Here is a 16,354-nt window from a genome sequence, read left to right as displayed (position 1 = left end):
TCAAAAACGGTAGGTTGCACCCAACAGCGGACCGGATTGATCAAACTTAAAGTCGTTACCGTCGATGTCGTGGTCAAACGAGATATAGCGATACCCACCCCGGATCAGCCAACGGTCATTGATTGCGTAGTCGGCAGTTAGAAGAACTTGCCATGTTTCGCTCCCGCTCCGGAAACCGCCATAATCAATAAACCCGGTACCAGACCATTTGTCCGAGAACCTGACGCGTGCGCGGGCACCAATTACAGGATCAGTCCAGCTTGCATCAACCGTTGTTCGGCGCCCAGGGGCAGCACCGGGTTGCAGGTCGAATTCAGTTTCAGTGCTGAACCACCTAAAGCCGCCGACGATATCAACATATGCGTCTTGATCGTCATAGACCCGATATCCTGCATATCCGCTCAGAAACTGAGTGGTGAAAGAGGTGTCCAAGCCCGAGCTCGCTGGGCCAGGCGTGTCGCTGCTGAAAGACAGATCTGTATAATTGTAGTCTGCCAGGAATGACCAACGCCCATTGGTTGCTCCGAATGCAGCCATAAAGGCAAAGTCCAAATTCTCCAACGCGTCGGAAAAGCTTAGCGTGCCATCTAATGTGCCCAACGGGGTATCCAGCGACGTTTCTGTTTCAGGCATGAACAGGTAGATTGAGGCCTCGTATGACCAGTCGGACTGTTGGGCCGAGGCCATTGACGCCATTGCGCCCGCCAATGAGATTCCGAGGAGTGGTCCTCTCCAATTTCGTGTCGCACCCATTATTGCTCTCCCGTCAAAAGTCTTGTTTCGAATTTTCGTTTCTGTGCAGCGAAAATCTGCGCAGATTTGTCTTGCGGTCAGGCTACTGCATCCTCGGTTTTGCCAGAACCAACGCCAACACGATTTATATCAGTGCTGGGAAAGAACTCGGACCAGACATGCCAGAATATGCCTGCGCGTAGAGTTTCGACCCGCTGCAGTTGCCCTTGATCAGACATTCCCCAAAAGTCGCATTTGGTTACGGGGTGCCCGCTGTCATTGTACCAGACGCCTAAACTTTCATATTTCGGATCAAGGCTGACGACAACATCTCGACCTCCGACCGTTGCGTTGACGATCCAATCGTTGTCGACGACGAAATCATCGGTCCAGCAGGTGGCATCCTGCCCGATGGTAATCCCCCAAACATAGGTTTTGTTCGGCAACCGGTCGTCTGAACGATCCATGTTGTCCATCACTGGAGCGTTTTCCTGATGTTGACGGCCAATCCCCCACCCAAAGGTGATTTCGGTCATCATATCAAGCAGGCGCAGCAATGGGTTTGGGGAAGGTTCATTCAGGAAAACCTCTCCATCCGGGTAGGCTTTCTGAAAGCCGCGAAATGTCATCCGGTAGGTAGGCCACGGTTTCATCCGGGCCTCGGGCCGGAGAGGGCATGCGAGGCCATCTGTGTTTGGGTTCTGGTCCGCTTCACGAAAGCCATATATCTGCTGAATCGGCTCGCCGCTTTCGTTGTCGCGCAGGATCAGGTTATTGCCGTGCTGGGCGAGAACCTCGAGATTCAGGCGCTTACCCTCTATTCTTGGAGTGTACCCCTGACCAAGATTGGCCATGGCACAATACGTCATGACGACGTCCTCTCCACCAAGCCCTTTTTCATTACCGGCAAGATGCGGTCGCATGATCTGCGCGTCGGGGTGTGCACGAGCGTGGCCGTTGTTGTCGATCACCATCACGGGCGCGGTCGGCCCCACGTATTTACGGGCCTCGTCAATCGGGAAGTACTGCGCGGTATTTAGTTGGTTTCTCAGCCCCAGATGAACCCAGACGTAGGGGAATCCATAGAAGAAAAGGACCAGCACTGCCGACACCAGCCACAGCCAGAACGGACCTGCACCAAGTATGAAATGTACAAGTGTTGCGACAGCAAATGTACCCAACCCAATGGCGATCAGGCGATATTCATGACGGATGAAGCGCACCATATTCTCGCGCTTCACCTTCAGCAGCATCTGGGACACATCGCCAAGGTCTCGGAAATAGATGAACCCGATCCCGAGTGATCCGATCAAACCCAGTGCAAACAGAAGTAGTCCAATCATGTCATGATCCTAAAGTCTTGAGCGCGTGATTTCCGTTGCACGGTGTTATTGCTGCGGGGATTGGCGTTTGATCAGGAAAGCCTCGACCGCTTGCTGGGTTTCGGGGCGGATGTTCTCGATCCCTTCATATGGCACACCATACGCTGGCGCGGTGTCGGGAAATTTCTCTTTGCGGGCCATATGTCGGCCAAGGATGCGTGCGAACTCCTGCCCTCCCCAGGCGCCAACCTCGGTCGAAACTGAATATTCCTCGCGCGTGTCCCGGTAGAGATCAAAGAACTTTGCCAGAATAGCGCTTTCGCCAGGTCCCGGCAGTTTCAGCTTAAGCTGGTCCTTCACGATCGCCTCGGGTTTGTTCACGGAATAGACGATGACGTGATCGCGTCGGGCCTTGGATTCGTCAGCAAACAACAGGGCGGCAGATTGGTCCACGCCATCGACCAGACGATCCCGCGGAATGTACTGATCTGCCCCAGCAAAACGCGACAGCGTTGTATAGAGGTCCGAGACATGGATGATGCTGTGGAGCAACCCGTCAGCCTCGATCATGCCGGGCCAGCGGATAAAGGCGTCAACGCGGATACCTCCCTCAGTCGTGTCGCCTTTGCCGCCCGCATAGATCAGCGGGGTGAACCCGGATTGCGGCGCGTATTTGGTGAAGTGGCCGTTATCCCCCATGACCACAACCACGGTGTTTTCCGTTAAGCCCAGTTCTTCGATGCGCGCAAACAAGTCGCCCAGCCACTGATCCAGTAACTGCATCTTGTCGACATACAGACCACCATTCACGCTCTCTGGTCCTGATCGCCCGGCCCGGGTGTTGTCCAGCGGGATCATCGGCCAGTATTGCAGGAAAAACGGGTCTTCCCCACCTGCGAGGCGCTCCAGTTCCTCCATCGTCTTGTCTTGAAACGCCTGGTTCATCTCATCGTATTTCGCAGCGTTCCAGCGCTCTCCGGTTTCCATGCGAATTTCGCGGATCGGCCCGCTGGTTTCCCCTTCGATGACTGTCATCATCGCGGCAGAGTCCGGCCGGAACCAACCGTCCAGCGTGTATTTATCGTCATAGTCCTGGATTGCGACCGAGACCTGTTCTTTGATGGCATCATCATTGAAGATCGTCAGCTGGCCCTGTTGGTGGATGGCGTGCTGGGCATAGTCAAATCCCTGATTCATTGCCCAACTTTCGGCGATATCACCCATGTGCCATTTGCCGACATGGCTGGTCGCGTAACCCGCCTGTTTCAGAATCTCGGCCAGGGTGACCTCGTTTTCCGGCAAGCCGAACCCGGCAATGTCCACCGTGGTATCGCCCATACCCATGCGTACGGGCAACCGCCCGGTCATCTGCGCCACGCGGGTCGGCGTGCACGAAGGTTCAGTATACATGCGCACCATTCGCATGGCCTGATCCGAAAAGTCGTTGATATTCGGCGTCTCATAACCTCGCACCGCGTTGAGTTCGGGTATGCCCATGTCGCCGAAGCCCATATCGTCGATCAGAACGCTGATTATGTTCGGGGGCTGCCCATTGTTACGGCCACGAAAAGCGGTCAGAGCATCATCAACAGCGGTATCATCCTGCGCCCATTGTTCTGCGTGTTGTGCTTGCAGAATGTAAAACTCGGCATCGTGTTGGATTGGATTGTCTTGTGCCGACGCGGCCTGCGCTGCAAGGCTGACAAACAAAGCCAATACCCCTGAAATCTTCATCCCATATCCCCCGGTCATCTGCTTGGTGGAAGGCAAACGCTTCTGCAGTTGCCTTCACATTTAAACATTATCATATGTAAACAAGATTTTCTGTAGATTTCAATTCTGCCAGCCCATGAACACATCGCGCGTCAGTTCGGATTCAGGGCGCAGGTTGTCGATACCCTCATAAGGGATGCCTCGCCCGATCTCGGAATGCGGATGTTTGGCGATCATTTTTTGATGGCGTTTGATCATGTCCTGAAACGAAGCTCCGGCCCACAGCGAGTACCCAACCAACGGGTGCAGTTCACGTGGATCGCGATAGATGTTGAAGGTCGGGGCCGCCGCACCGGGTTGGCCGGGCGCGGGCAGGTGCATCTTGAACTCCTGTTTGACAACTGAGCGCAGAACAGGGCCTTCGTAGACATATACATAGTCGCGTCGACCATGACCTTCACCATTCAGCAACAGCGCCGTCTGATCGATCCCGTCGATGATGCGGTCACGTGGGATATGATCAGTCGCACCTGCAATCCGCGCCATGGTGGTGTAGATATCCGACACGTGAAAGATATCACCGGCTGCGCTGTCCGCTTCGATCACGCCGGGCCAGCGTATGAAAGCGTCCGTGCGTACGCCGCCTTCCAGATGTTGGGTCTTACCACCGCGATAGATCAGCTGATTAAGGCCCGAGGTCCCCTCGTAGTGGTACATCAGCCCATTGTCAGCCATCAGTACCACAATCGTATTATCGGCTTCTCCGGTCTCTTCAAGCTTGGTCAGAAGATCACCAATCCACCCATCCAATAACTGCAGTTTATCAGCGTGGAAGCCACCATTGCGAGAGAGTGGCTCATCCGCATAAACAAAGTTAAGGGGGTAGAGAGGCCAATATTGCAGAAAAAACGGTTCTTCCTCGGCGGCGGCACGCTCCAGTTGCTCAAGAGCCTGACGTTGATATCGCTCGTTCATCTCTTCGTACTTGGCCTGGGTCCAGATCTCCCCCGGGAACATGTCCACCTCAAGGGCAGTGCCGCCTGCTTCGGCCTCGACACCGGTCACCAACCCGTAGGGTTTGAAACGTTCATCCAGCAGAAACTGATTGTTTTGCCCTTCGGGCACATATCCGAGCATGTTGTTTGCGCGCATCGCCTCGGGGGTCATAAGGCTTAGTTGAACCTGTTGATGCAGGGGAAAAGCTGCCCAGTCGAAGCCCTGATTGTGCGGGTAGGCCTGTTCGATATCGCCTTGATGCCATTTGCCGACATGTACGGTGTTATAGCCAACTTCCTTCAATATCTCGGGCAGGGTTACTTCACTGGCAGGCAGGCCTTCGCCCACCAACGCAACTTTGACTTCTGATACCCCGGCGCGGACAGGGTGGCGACCTGTAAGCATGGCAGTCCGCGTCGGGGTGCAGGATGGCTCGGTATACATGCGCATCAACGATAGGCCTTCGGTGGCGAACTGGTTGATACTGGGTGTCTCGATGCCCATCACGTAGTTCATCTTGCGGTCACCCATTTGACCAAAACTGATGTCATCGATCAGAATGTACAGAAAATTGGGTGGATTACCGCCTTTCGCCTCGCGAATTTCAGCTAGCTTTGCGTCAATCTCGGCATCCTGTGCGTCCCACGCATCGCCAAATTGGACGCGCAGATAATTGAACTCGCCGTCGTGAATGATCGGAGACTGCTGGGCGAATGCCGCTCCGGTGGTCAGAATTAACGAAGACAGGATGGGTATTAGTTTCATTTTAATCTCCGGGTTTGCCAAAATTCTGAGGCATGTTTTGAGCTTCAACTATTCTGGTTTCGATGCTGCAGCGCAGATCGGCGAGGGTTTCGGCCAAATCGGCCAGGAACCGAGATTGCTGAGGCGTGTTTGAGTGCTGCAAAAGAGCGATTTCAGTAAAGATCTCTTGGTAATCCAGACATATCCGGTCAAATTCACTGTCCTCGGTGCGTAAACTTTGCAGAAGATCAGCGTGTTCAGGGAACTGATCTTCAATAAAATCACTATCGACCATCGGCAGCACTTTCGAAGCTGGTTGCTCGGTCAGCATGCGCTCCGCACGAATTTTCTTGAACGTAATAAGCCGCATGCTACGGTAGCAACATGGCCACAAGTCCTTATCGTGAAAGGATAGTTCTTGACCGGCATGGGGGATGGAAAGCAAGACGACAATAAGCGTAACTTCTCTGCTGAAGATGTACGTGCTGCGCTTGAGCGTGTTTTAGACTCGGCAGGATTTAAGGGATCGGCCCGAATGCGGTCTTTCCTGACCTATGTCGTCGACGAGGCTCTTGCCGGACGCACCGATGAAATTCGCGCAAAAACGATTGCGATGGATGTTTATGGCTACGGCGCCGACGAACTGACTAAACGCGAAGGCGTTGTGCGGGTAGATGCTGGTCGGATGCGACGAAAGTTGAAGGCCTATTACGGCGGAGCGGGAGCGTCTGATCCGATCATGATATCGCTACCCGTTGGTCGTTATGCACCAGAGTTCAGACCGGGTACGCGCCAGTACCGAAAATTAACAAATCTGTGGCGTATAAGTGTGATGTCGGCGATGGCTATCACCCTTGTTGCGCTGGGTGGCGTCGGAGGCACCGTCCTTACAAAGCAATGGCCATCGAGCGATGTAAAAGCCGAGCAGTCCGCGATCTATGACGTGTCTCCGGCGCGGGTCGAGGCGATGAATCTGTGTAGTGCCGGACAGGATGTGATGTTTCCGGTTGTTAACTTGCCGCGCCTGAAACCCGCGTTATTGATCTTTAAAACCGCGATTGAGCGAGATCCGCTATATTTCTGCGGGTACGCGGGGGCCGCTCAGGTCGAAACCATGCTTGCCATTCTTCAGTCTACCGATCCTGCAGCCACTGATATGCTTGCTGTGGCAGACGAAAACAGTGCTCATGCGCTGGAAATCGAGCCGGATGCGGCATGGGCACTTTCATCGCGTGCCTGGTTGGAATTCGGGTTGGGGAACTACGACAAGGCTACGGCGTTGTCCCGCAGGGCGGTCGATCTTGCACCAACAGATCCACATATAGCTGAATTTGATGCGCTAATCTCGCTCTACACAATGAACTTTACGTATATCATTTCGCAATCAGAGCGATATGAAAAACTGGCGGAAAGCAGCGGTGCGCTTGTGTTCGGGAATGTGCTCGGATCAGCTCAATTTCATTCTGGTGATTTTACGGCCGCGATTCGAAGCTACGAAGATACTATCGCGCGTGGTGGCCCCTTCGGCCCGATTTCCGCGGCATATCTGATGGCGGCGCGCTGGAACAACGGAGAGCAGACTGAGGCGCGTCGGCTCGCAAGTGTTTACCAAAAGACCTGGCCCGATTTTCCACTGGAAACCTTAAAACGGCGGGTTTTCCAACAGTCACAACCGGTCGACGCACTTGTCGAAGCGATGAAAGCCGCTGGAGTAGTTATGGAGCGGGACCATGCGCCTCTTACAGCAGACTGACCTGCTCTGGAATTGGAAGCTTTGTCATTCGTCCTGCGCGACCAGCCCCAAACCGCGTAAGTAGATACCGATCCCGCTTTCCAAAAGGTCTTCAGGAGGGAAGGGAGAGCTTGCACCGGTATTGCGCGCATAAAGTTCAACGACACCGTGACTCATCGCCCAAATGTGAGCACTGAACATCGAAGCAGGTGGTCTTTTCTCTGGCGGTATGTGTTGAGACAAATCGCCAGCAGCTTTTTCCAGCACATTTTTTGCGCGATTGGCGGCGAGGGCCAACTCGGGCGTTCGGTTCAGAGATATGCCGCTTTCGAACATCGCGATGTAGTGGCCTGGGTGCTTGCGCGCAAAGGCTAGATAGGCGCGCCCAGTGGCTTCAAATGCTGCCAGTGCCGACGGTTGCCCCTTATCATAGGCAAATTGCATCAGGTCAGCGAACATCTCAAAGCCCTGTCGCGCGGCCTCAGCAATCAGATCTTCGCGCCCTTCATAATGTCGATAGACCGCTGCGGGCGTCACCCCAGCCGTCTTGGCGGCCTCGGACAGTGTAAACCCGGTCGGACCTTTTTGTTCAATCAGAGACAGGGCAGCCTCGATAAGGGCCTGCTTCAGATTTCCATGGTGATATCCGCGCTTTGTCATCCCGTCCTCAAGTGCTTATTCGGGTATATATGCACAGGTCTTGACCTAATCCAGCGCAGTTCGTGTATTGCCCCATACCAAGTTCAGGCATCCCAGATTTCCGGTCCACCACTGATCGTTTTGTCTGGCTCGCCAACCACGTCGGCATCTTTGCCATCATAATCCAACCCGCTGAGCACTGTACGAATGGCGGCCAGCCGAGCGCGTTTTTTGTCATCGGACCGAATGATCGTCCAGGGACAATCTTCGGAATGGCTGCGGGTCAGCGTTTCGGAAATTGATTGGCTGTATTCGTCCCACTTTTGCAGGCCAGCTATGTCGATTGGGCTGAGTTTCCACTGCTTCAAAGGGTCGGTCTCGCGGGCTAGAAAGCGGTTCAGTTGTTCTGAGCGACCTACATTCAGCCAGAACTTGAACATGTGGATCCCGTCATTCTTGAACCCCATTTCCAGAGGCAGAACCTGTCTGAAGAACCGATCACGCTCATCTGTCGTGCAAAAACCAAAGACGTTTTCAACAACGCCCCGGTTATACCAGCTGCGATCAAAGAACACGATTTCTCCGGCAGAGGGTAGGTGTGAAATATAGCGTTGAAAATACCACTGGCTGCGTTCAGCATCTGATGGTTTGCTAAGCGCAACATTGCGCGCACCCCGTGGATTAAGGTTTCCCCGGAACCTTTTGATTGTTCCACCTTTCCCCGCTGCATCGCGTCCTTCGAACAGGATGGCGACGCGCTGATCAGTGTTCTTGACCCACCGCTGCATCTTGACCAGCTCGATCTGCAAACCCTGCATCTGTTGGTCATATTCCTTGCCCTTCATCTTTTTCGGGTAAGGGTAGGTCGGGTTTAGAATTTCCCCTTTTTTGGCCTGCTCAATGACCGATTGAACAGTCTTGGGCGCATCATTGCGAAAATAGCTCTCGATAGCGCCGTGTTCTGATTTGGTCATGTGCGGCCTCGCCATAAAATCCATAACTTACTATGGATTACGGATGGGGTTAACGCAAACCCGCACGTGCGGCGGCACGGTCGATTGCGGCTGCGACCTCTGGGGCGGCAACTACCTGAGGCATGTGACCGACACCGTCCAGTTCGACCAGTTCCGCACCTGGTATTTGCTCTATCAGGCGCTCAGAATGCCAATCCAGCCCAACGGTCGTATCGGCGGTGCCGTGGACTATTTCAGTTGGAACCGTAATCTCGTTATAGCGGGGTTGAAGTTCGGTGATTTCGTCCAGCAGATTTGCTCGCTGTTTGGCATTTGCATGCATCGATGCGCGGCGCATGGTCAGACCGGGGCCGAAATGTTCCGCATAACCTTCGGGGGCTACTTGCGGCGCAAAAACCTGATCCAGTGCTTTCGAAACGAACCAGTCAGGAACGAAGGCGCTGACCAACGGCAGGCCAAGTGCGTTGCCGATGGTTGTTGCGCCCATTGTGTTGAATGCGTCTAATGGCGTCTCCCAGGGGATAGCTGCAGGAGCGATCAAAACGACAGCGGCGATATTGTCAGGCCGTGTGACTGCCCAGGCAAGTGCGACTGACCCGCCATAGCTTTGCCCAGCAACAACGGGTTTTTCAGCACCAAGTTCTGAGGCAGCTTTCTGTAGGATTTCTGCTTGTTCAACAATGGTTTCTCCGTCTGGGTTAAAGCTTTCAGAATAACCTAGCCCAGGGCGATCGAATACGATGACCCGATAGCTTTCTGCTAAGATCGGTGCCAACGCAAATGTCATGTCGCGCGTATTCCCGCTGGAACCGTGGATCAGCACGACATCTGGACCTTCGCCCATGACGACGGCATGTACAGAGATACCATCGACATCCAGGATCTGACCTTCAGGAGGAAACGAAGCTTCGGCACTGCCTTCGCGTTGCATACCACGCCAGGCAGTGACTATGGCAACGGCTGCTAGCGCAATGCCAATTGTTATCAAGAGTTTATTGGCCAATCTTTTCCAAATCAAAGGGGGTTGTCTGATAGATGGAATTGATCCAGTTGCCATAAAGCAGGTGCGCATGGCTGCGCCAGCGGTTCTGCGGATTCTGGCTTGGATCATCGTCAGGGTAGTAATTTATAGGGACATTGATCGGTGTACCGTTGGCAACGTCCCGGTCATATTCCTGCTTGAGCGTGTCGCTGTCATACTCGAAATGGTTGAAGATATAGAGTGCCCGATGTGCTGGATCTTCGATCAGGCAGGGGCCCACATCATCGCTGCCAAGCAGTGTGATCAGATCGGGTACGGCGTCGATTTCATACTGCCGCATCTCGGTCCAGCGGCTTACTGGGATCACGCAATCGTCAGAAAAACCACGTAAAAATGGCGATGCTGGCGCAAGATTTCGATGCCGGAAACACCCGAAGGCCTTTGCATCCAGCATATGTTTTTTGACATCGTGAAAATGGTTGATCATGGCCATGCCACCCCAACAGACGCCGAAGGTGGAATGCACATTGGTTTGCGTCCACTCGAACACTTCACGGATTTCGTCCCAATAGGTGACATCAGCGAAATCAAGGTGCTCGATTGGGGCACCCGTAATGATTAACCCATCAAATTTCTGGTCCTTTACCTCCTGAAAAGGATGGTAGAATTCGGCCATATGCTCGGCAGCGGTGTTTTTGGTCTGATGCTCGGTCATACGGATCAGCGAAAGTTCGATCTGCAAAGGTGTCGCCCCGATCAGACGCGCAAACTGGTTTTCGGTCTGAATTTTCTTGGGCATCAGATTCAACAGGCCGATCCGCAAGGGGCGAATATCCTGCCGTGCGGCCTGATCTTCGGCCATGACCATGACACCCTCATTGGTCAGGACGTCAAAGGCGGGCAGGTCGGAAGGAATTTTAATCGGCATTTGGTCACGCTGTTGAAACTGCGAAAGAAGTCTGGAACTTATGCGGGGTTGGCGCGGGCCTCAAGGGTGCGTTCGATCAACTCATCGAAATCACTGCTATCGCGGACCTTGGCGATATCGTCGGCGGCGATTGTAACGCCCCAGTTTCGTGCCATCGCTTCATATCTCGGTTGTCGGTGCGCCAGCGCTTGCGCATAGGTCCAGCGTATGAACGCGTCCGGATCGACCGCGGAGGCTTGGCAGTTGTTAAGGGCAAGGTATTCATCCCAGACCCGCTGCAGGAACTCGGCTTGGTAAGACATGGGCTTTGGGGCCTTGTCGAAACGTTTTACCAATTCCTCTGTATGGGCCTCGTCGCCCTTGATCCAGATCATCAGCGTCTGGCGCGATAGCTCGGACAGGACCTGGTCGTTCGGATCTTCGGGCTCGACCCACTCGCAGATAGAGCCACCGGTATCGCAGATAAAATGCGGATAGCTGTACAAGCGCTCGGCTCGGTCGATAAAATACTTGGTATCCAACAGGGCGTGAATCTCTGCTAGCCGGAACTGTTCCTGGCGAAGCCGGTATTCCGAGATTTCAAGTCCACCAAGCCCGGGATTGCCGGGTTTGCCCAGATAGGCGGAAACCGGGGTCAGGTTCTCGAACGTGATGTTCGATCCGATATAGATCGAATCCGATAGCAGAAGCTCGCGCAGAAAGGGCACTTTCATCGCTTCGGCCTTGGCGTTGTCGGCGATGTATTCGCCCATGTAGCGAGTCCCGATCCGGTAATCGATCGAGTAGTGGAACCAGCCACCTGCATCCCGAAGAGTGTTCGAGACATAGGATTTTCCCAACCCGGACATACCGAAGAACAGTACTTTCTTTCGCGCAGCGTCGCGCCAGTCCTTTGCCGAGTTGTAGATCATGCGCCACCATCCCTTGTTTTGCATTAGCTAAATCGGGCTGATCGCGGCGTCAATTGTGCTGCTGTGTTCCGCAATGAAAAGAAGGCGTGTAAATGGAAAAGCCCCACCATACCAAGGCGGGGCTTTCCGATGTGTTTTCTGCCGCTGGGATCAATCCAGGGCGTAAGTCACCTGAATGCCAACACTCCATGCACTGTTGCCGGTGAAAGTGGCGCGGTTGTCGGGACCGGTACCGTTTGCCGTGGCATCACCGATGTCGGTATAGCGTACGCCGCCGGAGATTTTGGCTTTCTCAAGCGAATAGGTGCCACCCAGACCGATGCTCCAGAAACCATCTGTCGGTCCGAGGTTGGAAACCGAGTTCCCTTGCGAACTTTCGTAACCGAGAGTTACGGCACCCGAGAATTCGTCGGTGAATTGGTAGCCCAGACCAAGTGAATAGGTCCAAGTTGCTTCCTCATAGTCGACGAGGTTTATACCTGTCAGGCCGGTATAGATGGGTGGCGCATATACGGTTTGGGGCCAGTCGACCCAACGGATCGAGCCGAACAGCAGCGTCTTTGGCGCGACGCCTGTTTGGAAGTCGAGATTCACAGATTGAGGTGTTATAACCTCGGTTGAAGTATCTGCGCTCGATCTAGCGATTTCGGGAAATGGCGTGAAAGCGAGCGCATCATTTGACTCGGTCTGCGACAGATCGTGTTTAATCTTTGAGTTATATGTCAATGCGACGCGAGCCGCGATATCAGGTCGTTCCCACGCGACGCCAACCACATAGCCAAAATCGATTTCAGCGTCTGTTTCAACACGGTATCCACCAGATGGGAACGGCTCTAAGCCCGCGCCTGCGATTGGTACTGATACGCTTGCTTTCAGCCTTTGTGCACGGACACCGCCGATTACACTGAACCCATTGTCCAGTTTATAGCGAAGTAGAGCCGTAATTGCGTCAGTGTCTGCCTTGGCTCTCAACACATCTTGGTTTGCGCCTAGAGGAAATGGAGGGGAGAAACCTAACACATTCTGCGATAATGGGTACTCCGAAGAGTAATCGATATCGGCGCCAAATGGCTGGTCATAGACCAGCGCAAAATCCAGTTTCTCTGTCAGCGATGTTTTGTACGCCAGATGTGGCGTGAAGAAGCTGTTCGAGACATTGCCCGACTCAATGGTTTCCCCGAATGTTGGGCTCAACGGGATCTGATCTTCCATCGAGCCACTGACATCAGGCTTGGTATAGCCCAGTCGAAACTGAACGACAGATCCTTCTTCAAAAAGAATGTTAACGCCCTGACCGCTACGATCTAGGCCACCTGCCTGCACACTGGTTGCCCCGATGCACAACGCGCATGCGTGAAACAACGATCGTTTCATATACTTCTCCCTACACTGTCCTGCGGCCTGTAATGCTCATCCCATCAAACGCACCCGGCCTTGTTACCGGCTTTTACTGTCTTAAACTTTAAATTTTGGTCAATTGGTGACGGAACGTTACTCGGTGTGCGCACGCTGCACGGGTGTTGCGGATTTGTTACGATTTTCTGACCAGACGTTCAGGAAAATCCCCGCAAAGATGACTGCTGCACCCAAGAGCGTCCACTGGTCCAGCGGTTCATGATAAAGGATCATGCCCACTATCGCGATGGTCGGAAGGCGTGCAAAATCAAAGGGTACCACGATTGTTGCCGGAGCGATCGCGAGAGCATTGGTGATACAATAATGCGCAAATAGACCAGCCACGCCGACCAGCAGAAGAAACGGCGCTGTATTTGCGCTAGGTAATGAGATCTGTCCGTCATAGGCCGATGCGATGAATCCAAGGCCCGCCTGAATCAGAGTCAGCCAAAACATGATGCAACCGATGCTCGCGAACCGAGTAAGGGTTTTCGTCGATATCGTCGTCAGAGCGAAGAATAAAGCGGACAATGCTGCGGCAATCACTCCTGGGCTGATCGAGGCCGCGCCAGGACGTGCCACAATGAGTATTCCGGCAAATCCGATTAGTGCTGAGGTCAACCGAAGCGCAGTCAACCTTTCTTTCAACAGCAATGGTGAGAGGAGTATCACCCAGATCGGTTGGGTAAACTCCAGCGCGAAGACCTGCGCAAGAGGAATGACCGTCACCGCATAGAACCAGAGGTTTTGCCCCGTAAAATGCAGTACATTTCGAACGCCATGCAAATCTAATCGCCGTGTCGAGACTTGATGCCATTTGCGGGATATCGTCAGAAAAAAAGCGACAATGCAGATCCCGACGAGGCTGCGATAGAACATAATCTCAAAAGTATCGTGAGTTACGCTAAGTTCGCGTCCGGCAATTGCCATCGATGAAAACGAGGCGATTGCTCCGGTCATCCAGAGCGCGGCCTTGCCGATCTGCATTGAGTTGCTGCTCATGAAACTTGGTTTACGTCCCGACGTATGGCAGGCCGACTTAATGGTGTTTCACGAGACAACGCAACGAATAATAGCCGTGTCAGAATTTTTGTGCTTTGCGTGTGAGAGTTTATTCCCACTCGATGGTTCCGGGCGGTTTCGAAGTGATGTCGTACGTGCATCTGTTGATGCCTTTGACCTCGTTGATGATACGTGTTGCCGTTTCACCCAGGAACTCGTGACTGAACGGATAGTAATCAGCTGTCATGCCGTCGACTGACGTCACCGCACGCAGTGCACAGGCATAATCATATGTCCGTCCATCACCCATCACGCCGACTGTTCGCACCGGAAGAATGGCGACAAAGGCCTGCCAGATATCGTCGTATAGCCCATGTTTGCGGATTTGATCGATATAGATCGCGTCGGCTTCGCGTAGAATGTCGAGCTTTTCTCGAGTGATTTCTCCAGGGCAACGGATCGCAAGGCCGGGGCCGGGGAAGGGGTGGCGACCGATGAAACTGTCGGGCAGACCCAACTCGTGACCCAAGGCGCGGACTTCATCCTTGAACAGTTCTCGCAGGGGTTCGACAAGCTTCAGGCCCATTTTCTCGGGCAACCCGCCCACATTGTGGTGCGATTTAATAGTGACCGAGGGACCACCAGAGAACGAAACAGATTCAATCACATCGGGATACAGGGTGCCTTGTGCCAGAAACTCGGCACCATCAATAGTGTCGGCGTGTTTCTGGAAAACATCGATGAACAGTTTGCCGATGATTTTCCGTTTGGTTTCAGGATCGCTTTGCCCCTCCAGCTCGCCCAGAAACAACTCGCTCTCGTCAGCATGGATCAGCTGGATATTGTAATTGTCGCGGAACATTCCGACGACCTCGGTCGCTTCGTTCTTGCGCAAAAGGCCATGGTCAACGAAGACACAAGTCAACTGATCACCGATTGCCTCGTGGATCAGGATTGCCGCGACCGAACTGTCGACGCCACCTGAAAGACCGCAAATGACTTTTTTGTCGCCGACCTGCTCGCGGATTTTTGCGATCATTTGCTCGCGATATGCGCCCATGGTCCAGTCACCCGAGAATCCTGCCAGTTTGACGAAATTCTCATATAGTTTGGCACCCTTGGGAGTGTGGTGCACTTCCGGGTGGAATTGCACGGCATAGAAATGACGCGACGGGTCTGCCGTTATGGCAAAGGGCGCGTTGGGTGAGGTGCCAAAGACTTCAAAGCCGGGCGCGATTTCACTGACGTGGTCGCCGTGGCTCATCCAGACCTGCTCATCACCTTCTGCGAACCAGCCATCAAGAATGTCCAACTGGTTCTGAGGCGTCACGAAAGCACGCCCGAATTCGGCGGTGCCGTGACCGCTTTCGACCTGGCCGCCCAGTTGCTGCATCATCACCTGCTGGCCATAGCAGATGCCTAGGATCGGCACGCCATAGTCAAAAATTTCCTGTGGCGCACGGGGTGAACCCTGTCGTGTAACGCTGTCCGGACCGCCCGAGAAAATGACGGCTTTAGGGGCCATCTGTCGGACAAAGTCCATCGTGACGTTCTGATAAGGATGAATTTCGCAATAGACATTCAGTTCGCGCAGGCGACGGGCGATCAGCTGCGTCACCTGGCTGCCGAAGTCGATGATCAGAAGGCGGTCGTGGGATGCTTGGGTCATGACTGGCTATTAGGTTGCAAGCCTTGCTTGTGCAAGCGCAATGACGTCAATTGGTGGCGGAGGCACTCAGATGACTGACCTAATTCTTAGAACTGCGAAATCAGGCGACGTTAATGCGATAGAAATCTGTATTACAAGCGCCTACGCCGATGCGATCAGGAAAATTGCCGACATGCCAGATGTCGCAAGCGGAATCGAGGGCGATATTGCCAACCGAAATGTCCTTGTCGCAGAAGAAGGTGCGCAACTTTTGGGTGTCATAATTTATGGTCTAAAGGCTGGCGTGATGATGGTCTTCAATCTCGCGGTTGTGCCGCAAGCTCAGGGGCGTGGCCTCGCAAGAAAATTGCTTGCTGCTGCTGAAGCCGATGCGCTGACAGCGGGGTTGTCCGTGCTTTGCCTAAGAACGCATCGACTTATGGGGGCAACCCGCGCCATGTATACACATCTTGGCTGGCAAGAAGTCGAGGTGACCGGGAACTCGGTCATGATGCAGAAGAGCGTGACGTGACGTGCAAATGTGTCTGAAATAGCGATGCTGCCAGTTCATGTCGCTTTTACCTCTATTGCGCCGTAAACTACCTCTGGCATCTTGGTTCGTTGATGTAACACACT

General features: G+C 53.7%; 15 protein-coding genes. 2 read left to right on the top strand and 13 right to left on the bottom strand.

Features of this window, described 5'->3' with window-relative positions:
- The 5 genes from AC2FI7_RS00340 to AC2FI7_RS00320 form a co-directional block, all read right to left on the bottom strand.
- Positions 1–753 (bottom strand): outer membrane protein, encoded by a 753-nt coding sequence (locus AC2FI7_RS00340; RefSeq protein ID WP_120981133.1) that lies wholly within the window; start codon positions 751–753, stop codon positions 1–3.
- Between the two features lie 77 nt (positions 754–830).
- Positions 831–2,075 carry a DUF3179 domain-containing (seleno)protein gene (locus AC2FI7_RS00335; protein WP_010439647.1) on the bottom strand — a complete coding sequence of 415 codons (1,245 nt, stop codon included), beginning with the start codon at positions 2,073–2,075 and terminating at the stop codon, positions 831–833.
- A 45-nt stretch (positions 2,076–2,120) separates the two neighbouring features.
- Positions 2,121–3,806: a sulfatase-like hydrolase/transferase gene (locus AC2FI7_RS00330; protein ID WP_496833106.1), complete on the bottom strand. Its 1,686-nt coding sequence runs from the start codon at positions 3,804–3,806 to the stop codon at positions 2,121–2,123.
- An 81-nt stretch (positions 3,807–3,887) separates the two neighbouring features.
- A complete protein-coding gene (locus tag AC2FI7_RS00325; RefSeq protein WP_496815460.1) occupies positions 3,888–5,528 on the bottom strand; it encodes a sulfatase-like hydrolase/transferase in 1,641 nt (546 codons plus the stop codon).
- Position 5,529: 1 nt separating this feature from the next.
- Complete coding sequence (locus AC2FI7_RS00320) at positions 5,530–5,877, bottom strand: hypothetical protein (RefSeq protein ID WP_139056597.1); 348 nt, start codon at positions 5,875–5,877, stop codon at positions 5,530–5,532.
- Positions 5,878–5,934: 57 nt separating this feature from the next.
- On the opposite strand from AC2FI7_RS00320, the gene AC2FI7_RS00315 reads away from it, so the two are divergent.
- Positions 5,935–7,260, top strand: coding sequence for a tetratricopeptide repeat protein (locus tag AC2FI7_RS00315; protein ID WP_010439655.1), 1,326 nt, complete (start codon positions 5,935–5,937; stop codon positions 7,258–7,260).
- Positions 7,261–7,284: 24 nt separating this feature from the next.
- Here the strand turns inward: AC2FI7_RS00315 and AC2FI7_RS00310 are convergent, their stop codons facing one another.
- From AC2FI7_RS00310 to guaA, 8 genes are all read right to left on the bottom strand, one after another.
- A complete protein-coding gene (locus AC2FI7_RS00310) occupies positions 7,285–7,899 on the bottom strand; it encodes a TetR/AcrR family transcriptional regulator (protein WP_010439657.1) in 615 nt (204 codons plus the stop codon).
- A gap of 83 nt (positions 7,900–7,982) precedes the next feature.
- Positions 7,983–8,852, bottom strand: coding sequence for a polyphosphate kinase 2 (gene ppk2 / locus AC2FI7_RS00305; RefSeq protein ID WP_496815457.1), 870 nt, complete (start codon positions 8,850–8,852; stop codon positions 7,983–7,985).
- Positions 8,853–8,901: 49 nt separating this feature from the next.
- Positions 8,902–9,855, bottom strand: coding sequence for an alpha/beta fold hydrolase (locus AC2FI7_RS00300; protein ID WP_496815455.1), 954 nt, complete (start codon positions 9,853–9,855; stop codon positions 8,902–8,904).
- Positions 9,845–10,762, bottom strand: coding sequence for a homoserine O-acetyltransferase MetA (metA, locus tag AC2FI7_RS00295; protein ID WP_319547038.1), 918 nt, complete (start codon positions 10,760–10,762; stop codon positions 9,845–9,847). The genes AC2FI7_RS00300 and metA overlap by 11 nt, the downstream gene beginning before the upstream one ends.
- Before the next feature lie 38 nt (positions 10,763–10,800).
- Positions 10,801–11,673 carry an ATPase gene (locus tag AC2FI7_RS00290; protein ID WP_496815453.1) on the bottom strand — a complete coding sequence of 291 codons (873 nt, stop codon included), beginning with the start codon at positions 11,671–11,673 and terminating at the stop codon, positions 10,801–10,803.
- 150 nt (positions 11,674–11,823) lie between these two features.
- A complete protein-coding gene (locus tag AC2FI7_RS00285; RefSeq protein ID WP_496815451.1) occupies positions 11,824–13,047 on the bottom strand; it encodes an OmpP1/FadL family transporter in 1,224 nt (407 codons plus the stop codon).
- 117 nt (positions 13,048–13,164) lie between these two features.
- Complete coding sequence (locus AC2FI7_RS00280; protein WP_260025889.1) at positions 13,165–14,070, bottom strand: DMT family transporter; 906 nt, start codon at positions 14,068–14,070, stop codon at positions 13,165–13,167.
- 109 nt (positions 14,071–14,179) lie between these two features.
- Complete coding sequence (guaA, locus tag AC2FI7_RS00275; protein ID WP_010439672.1) at positions 14,180–15,739, bottom strand: glutamine-hydrolyzing GMP synthase; 1,560 nt, start codon at positions 15,737–15,739, stop codon at positions 14,180–14,182.
- Positions 15,740–15,809: 70 nt separating this feature from the next.
- On the opposite strand from guaA, the gene AC2FI7_RS00270 reads away from it, so the two are divergent.
- On the top strand, positions 15,810–16,250 hold the full coding sequence (locus tag AC2FI7_RS00270; protein WP_010439674.1) for a GNAT family N-acetyltransferase: 441 nt from the start codon (positions 15,810–15,812) through the stop codon (positions 16,248–16,250).
- Positions 16,251–16,354: the final 104 nt, after the last annotated feature.

It is taken from the genome of Ruegeria sp. YTSA064 (genome assembly GCF_059610325.1).
Note: the sequence above shows the minus strand (reverse complement) of the source record. Positions and strands in the feature narration are given on the sequence as shown.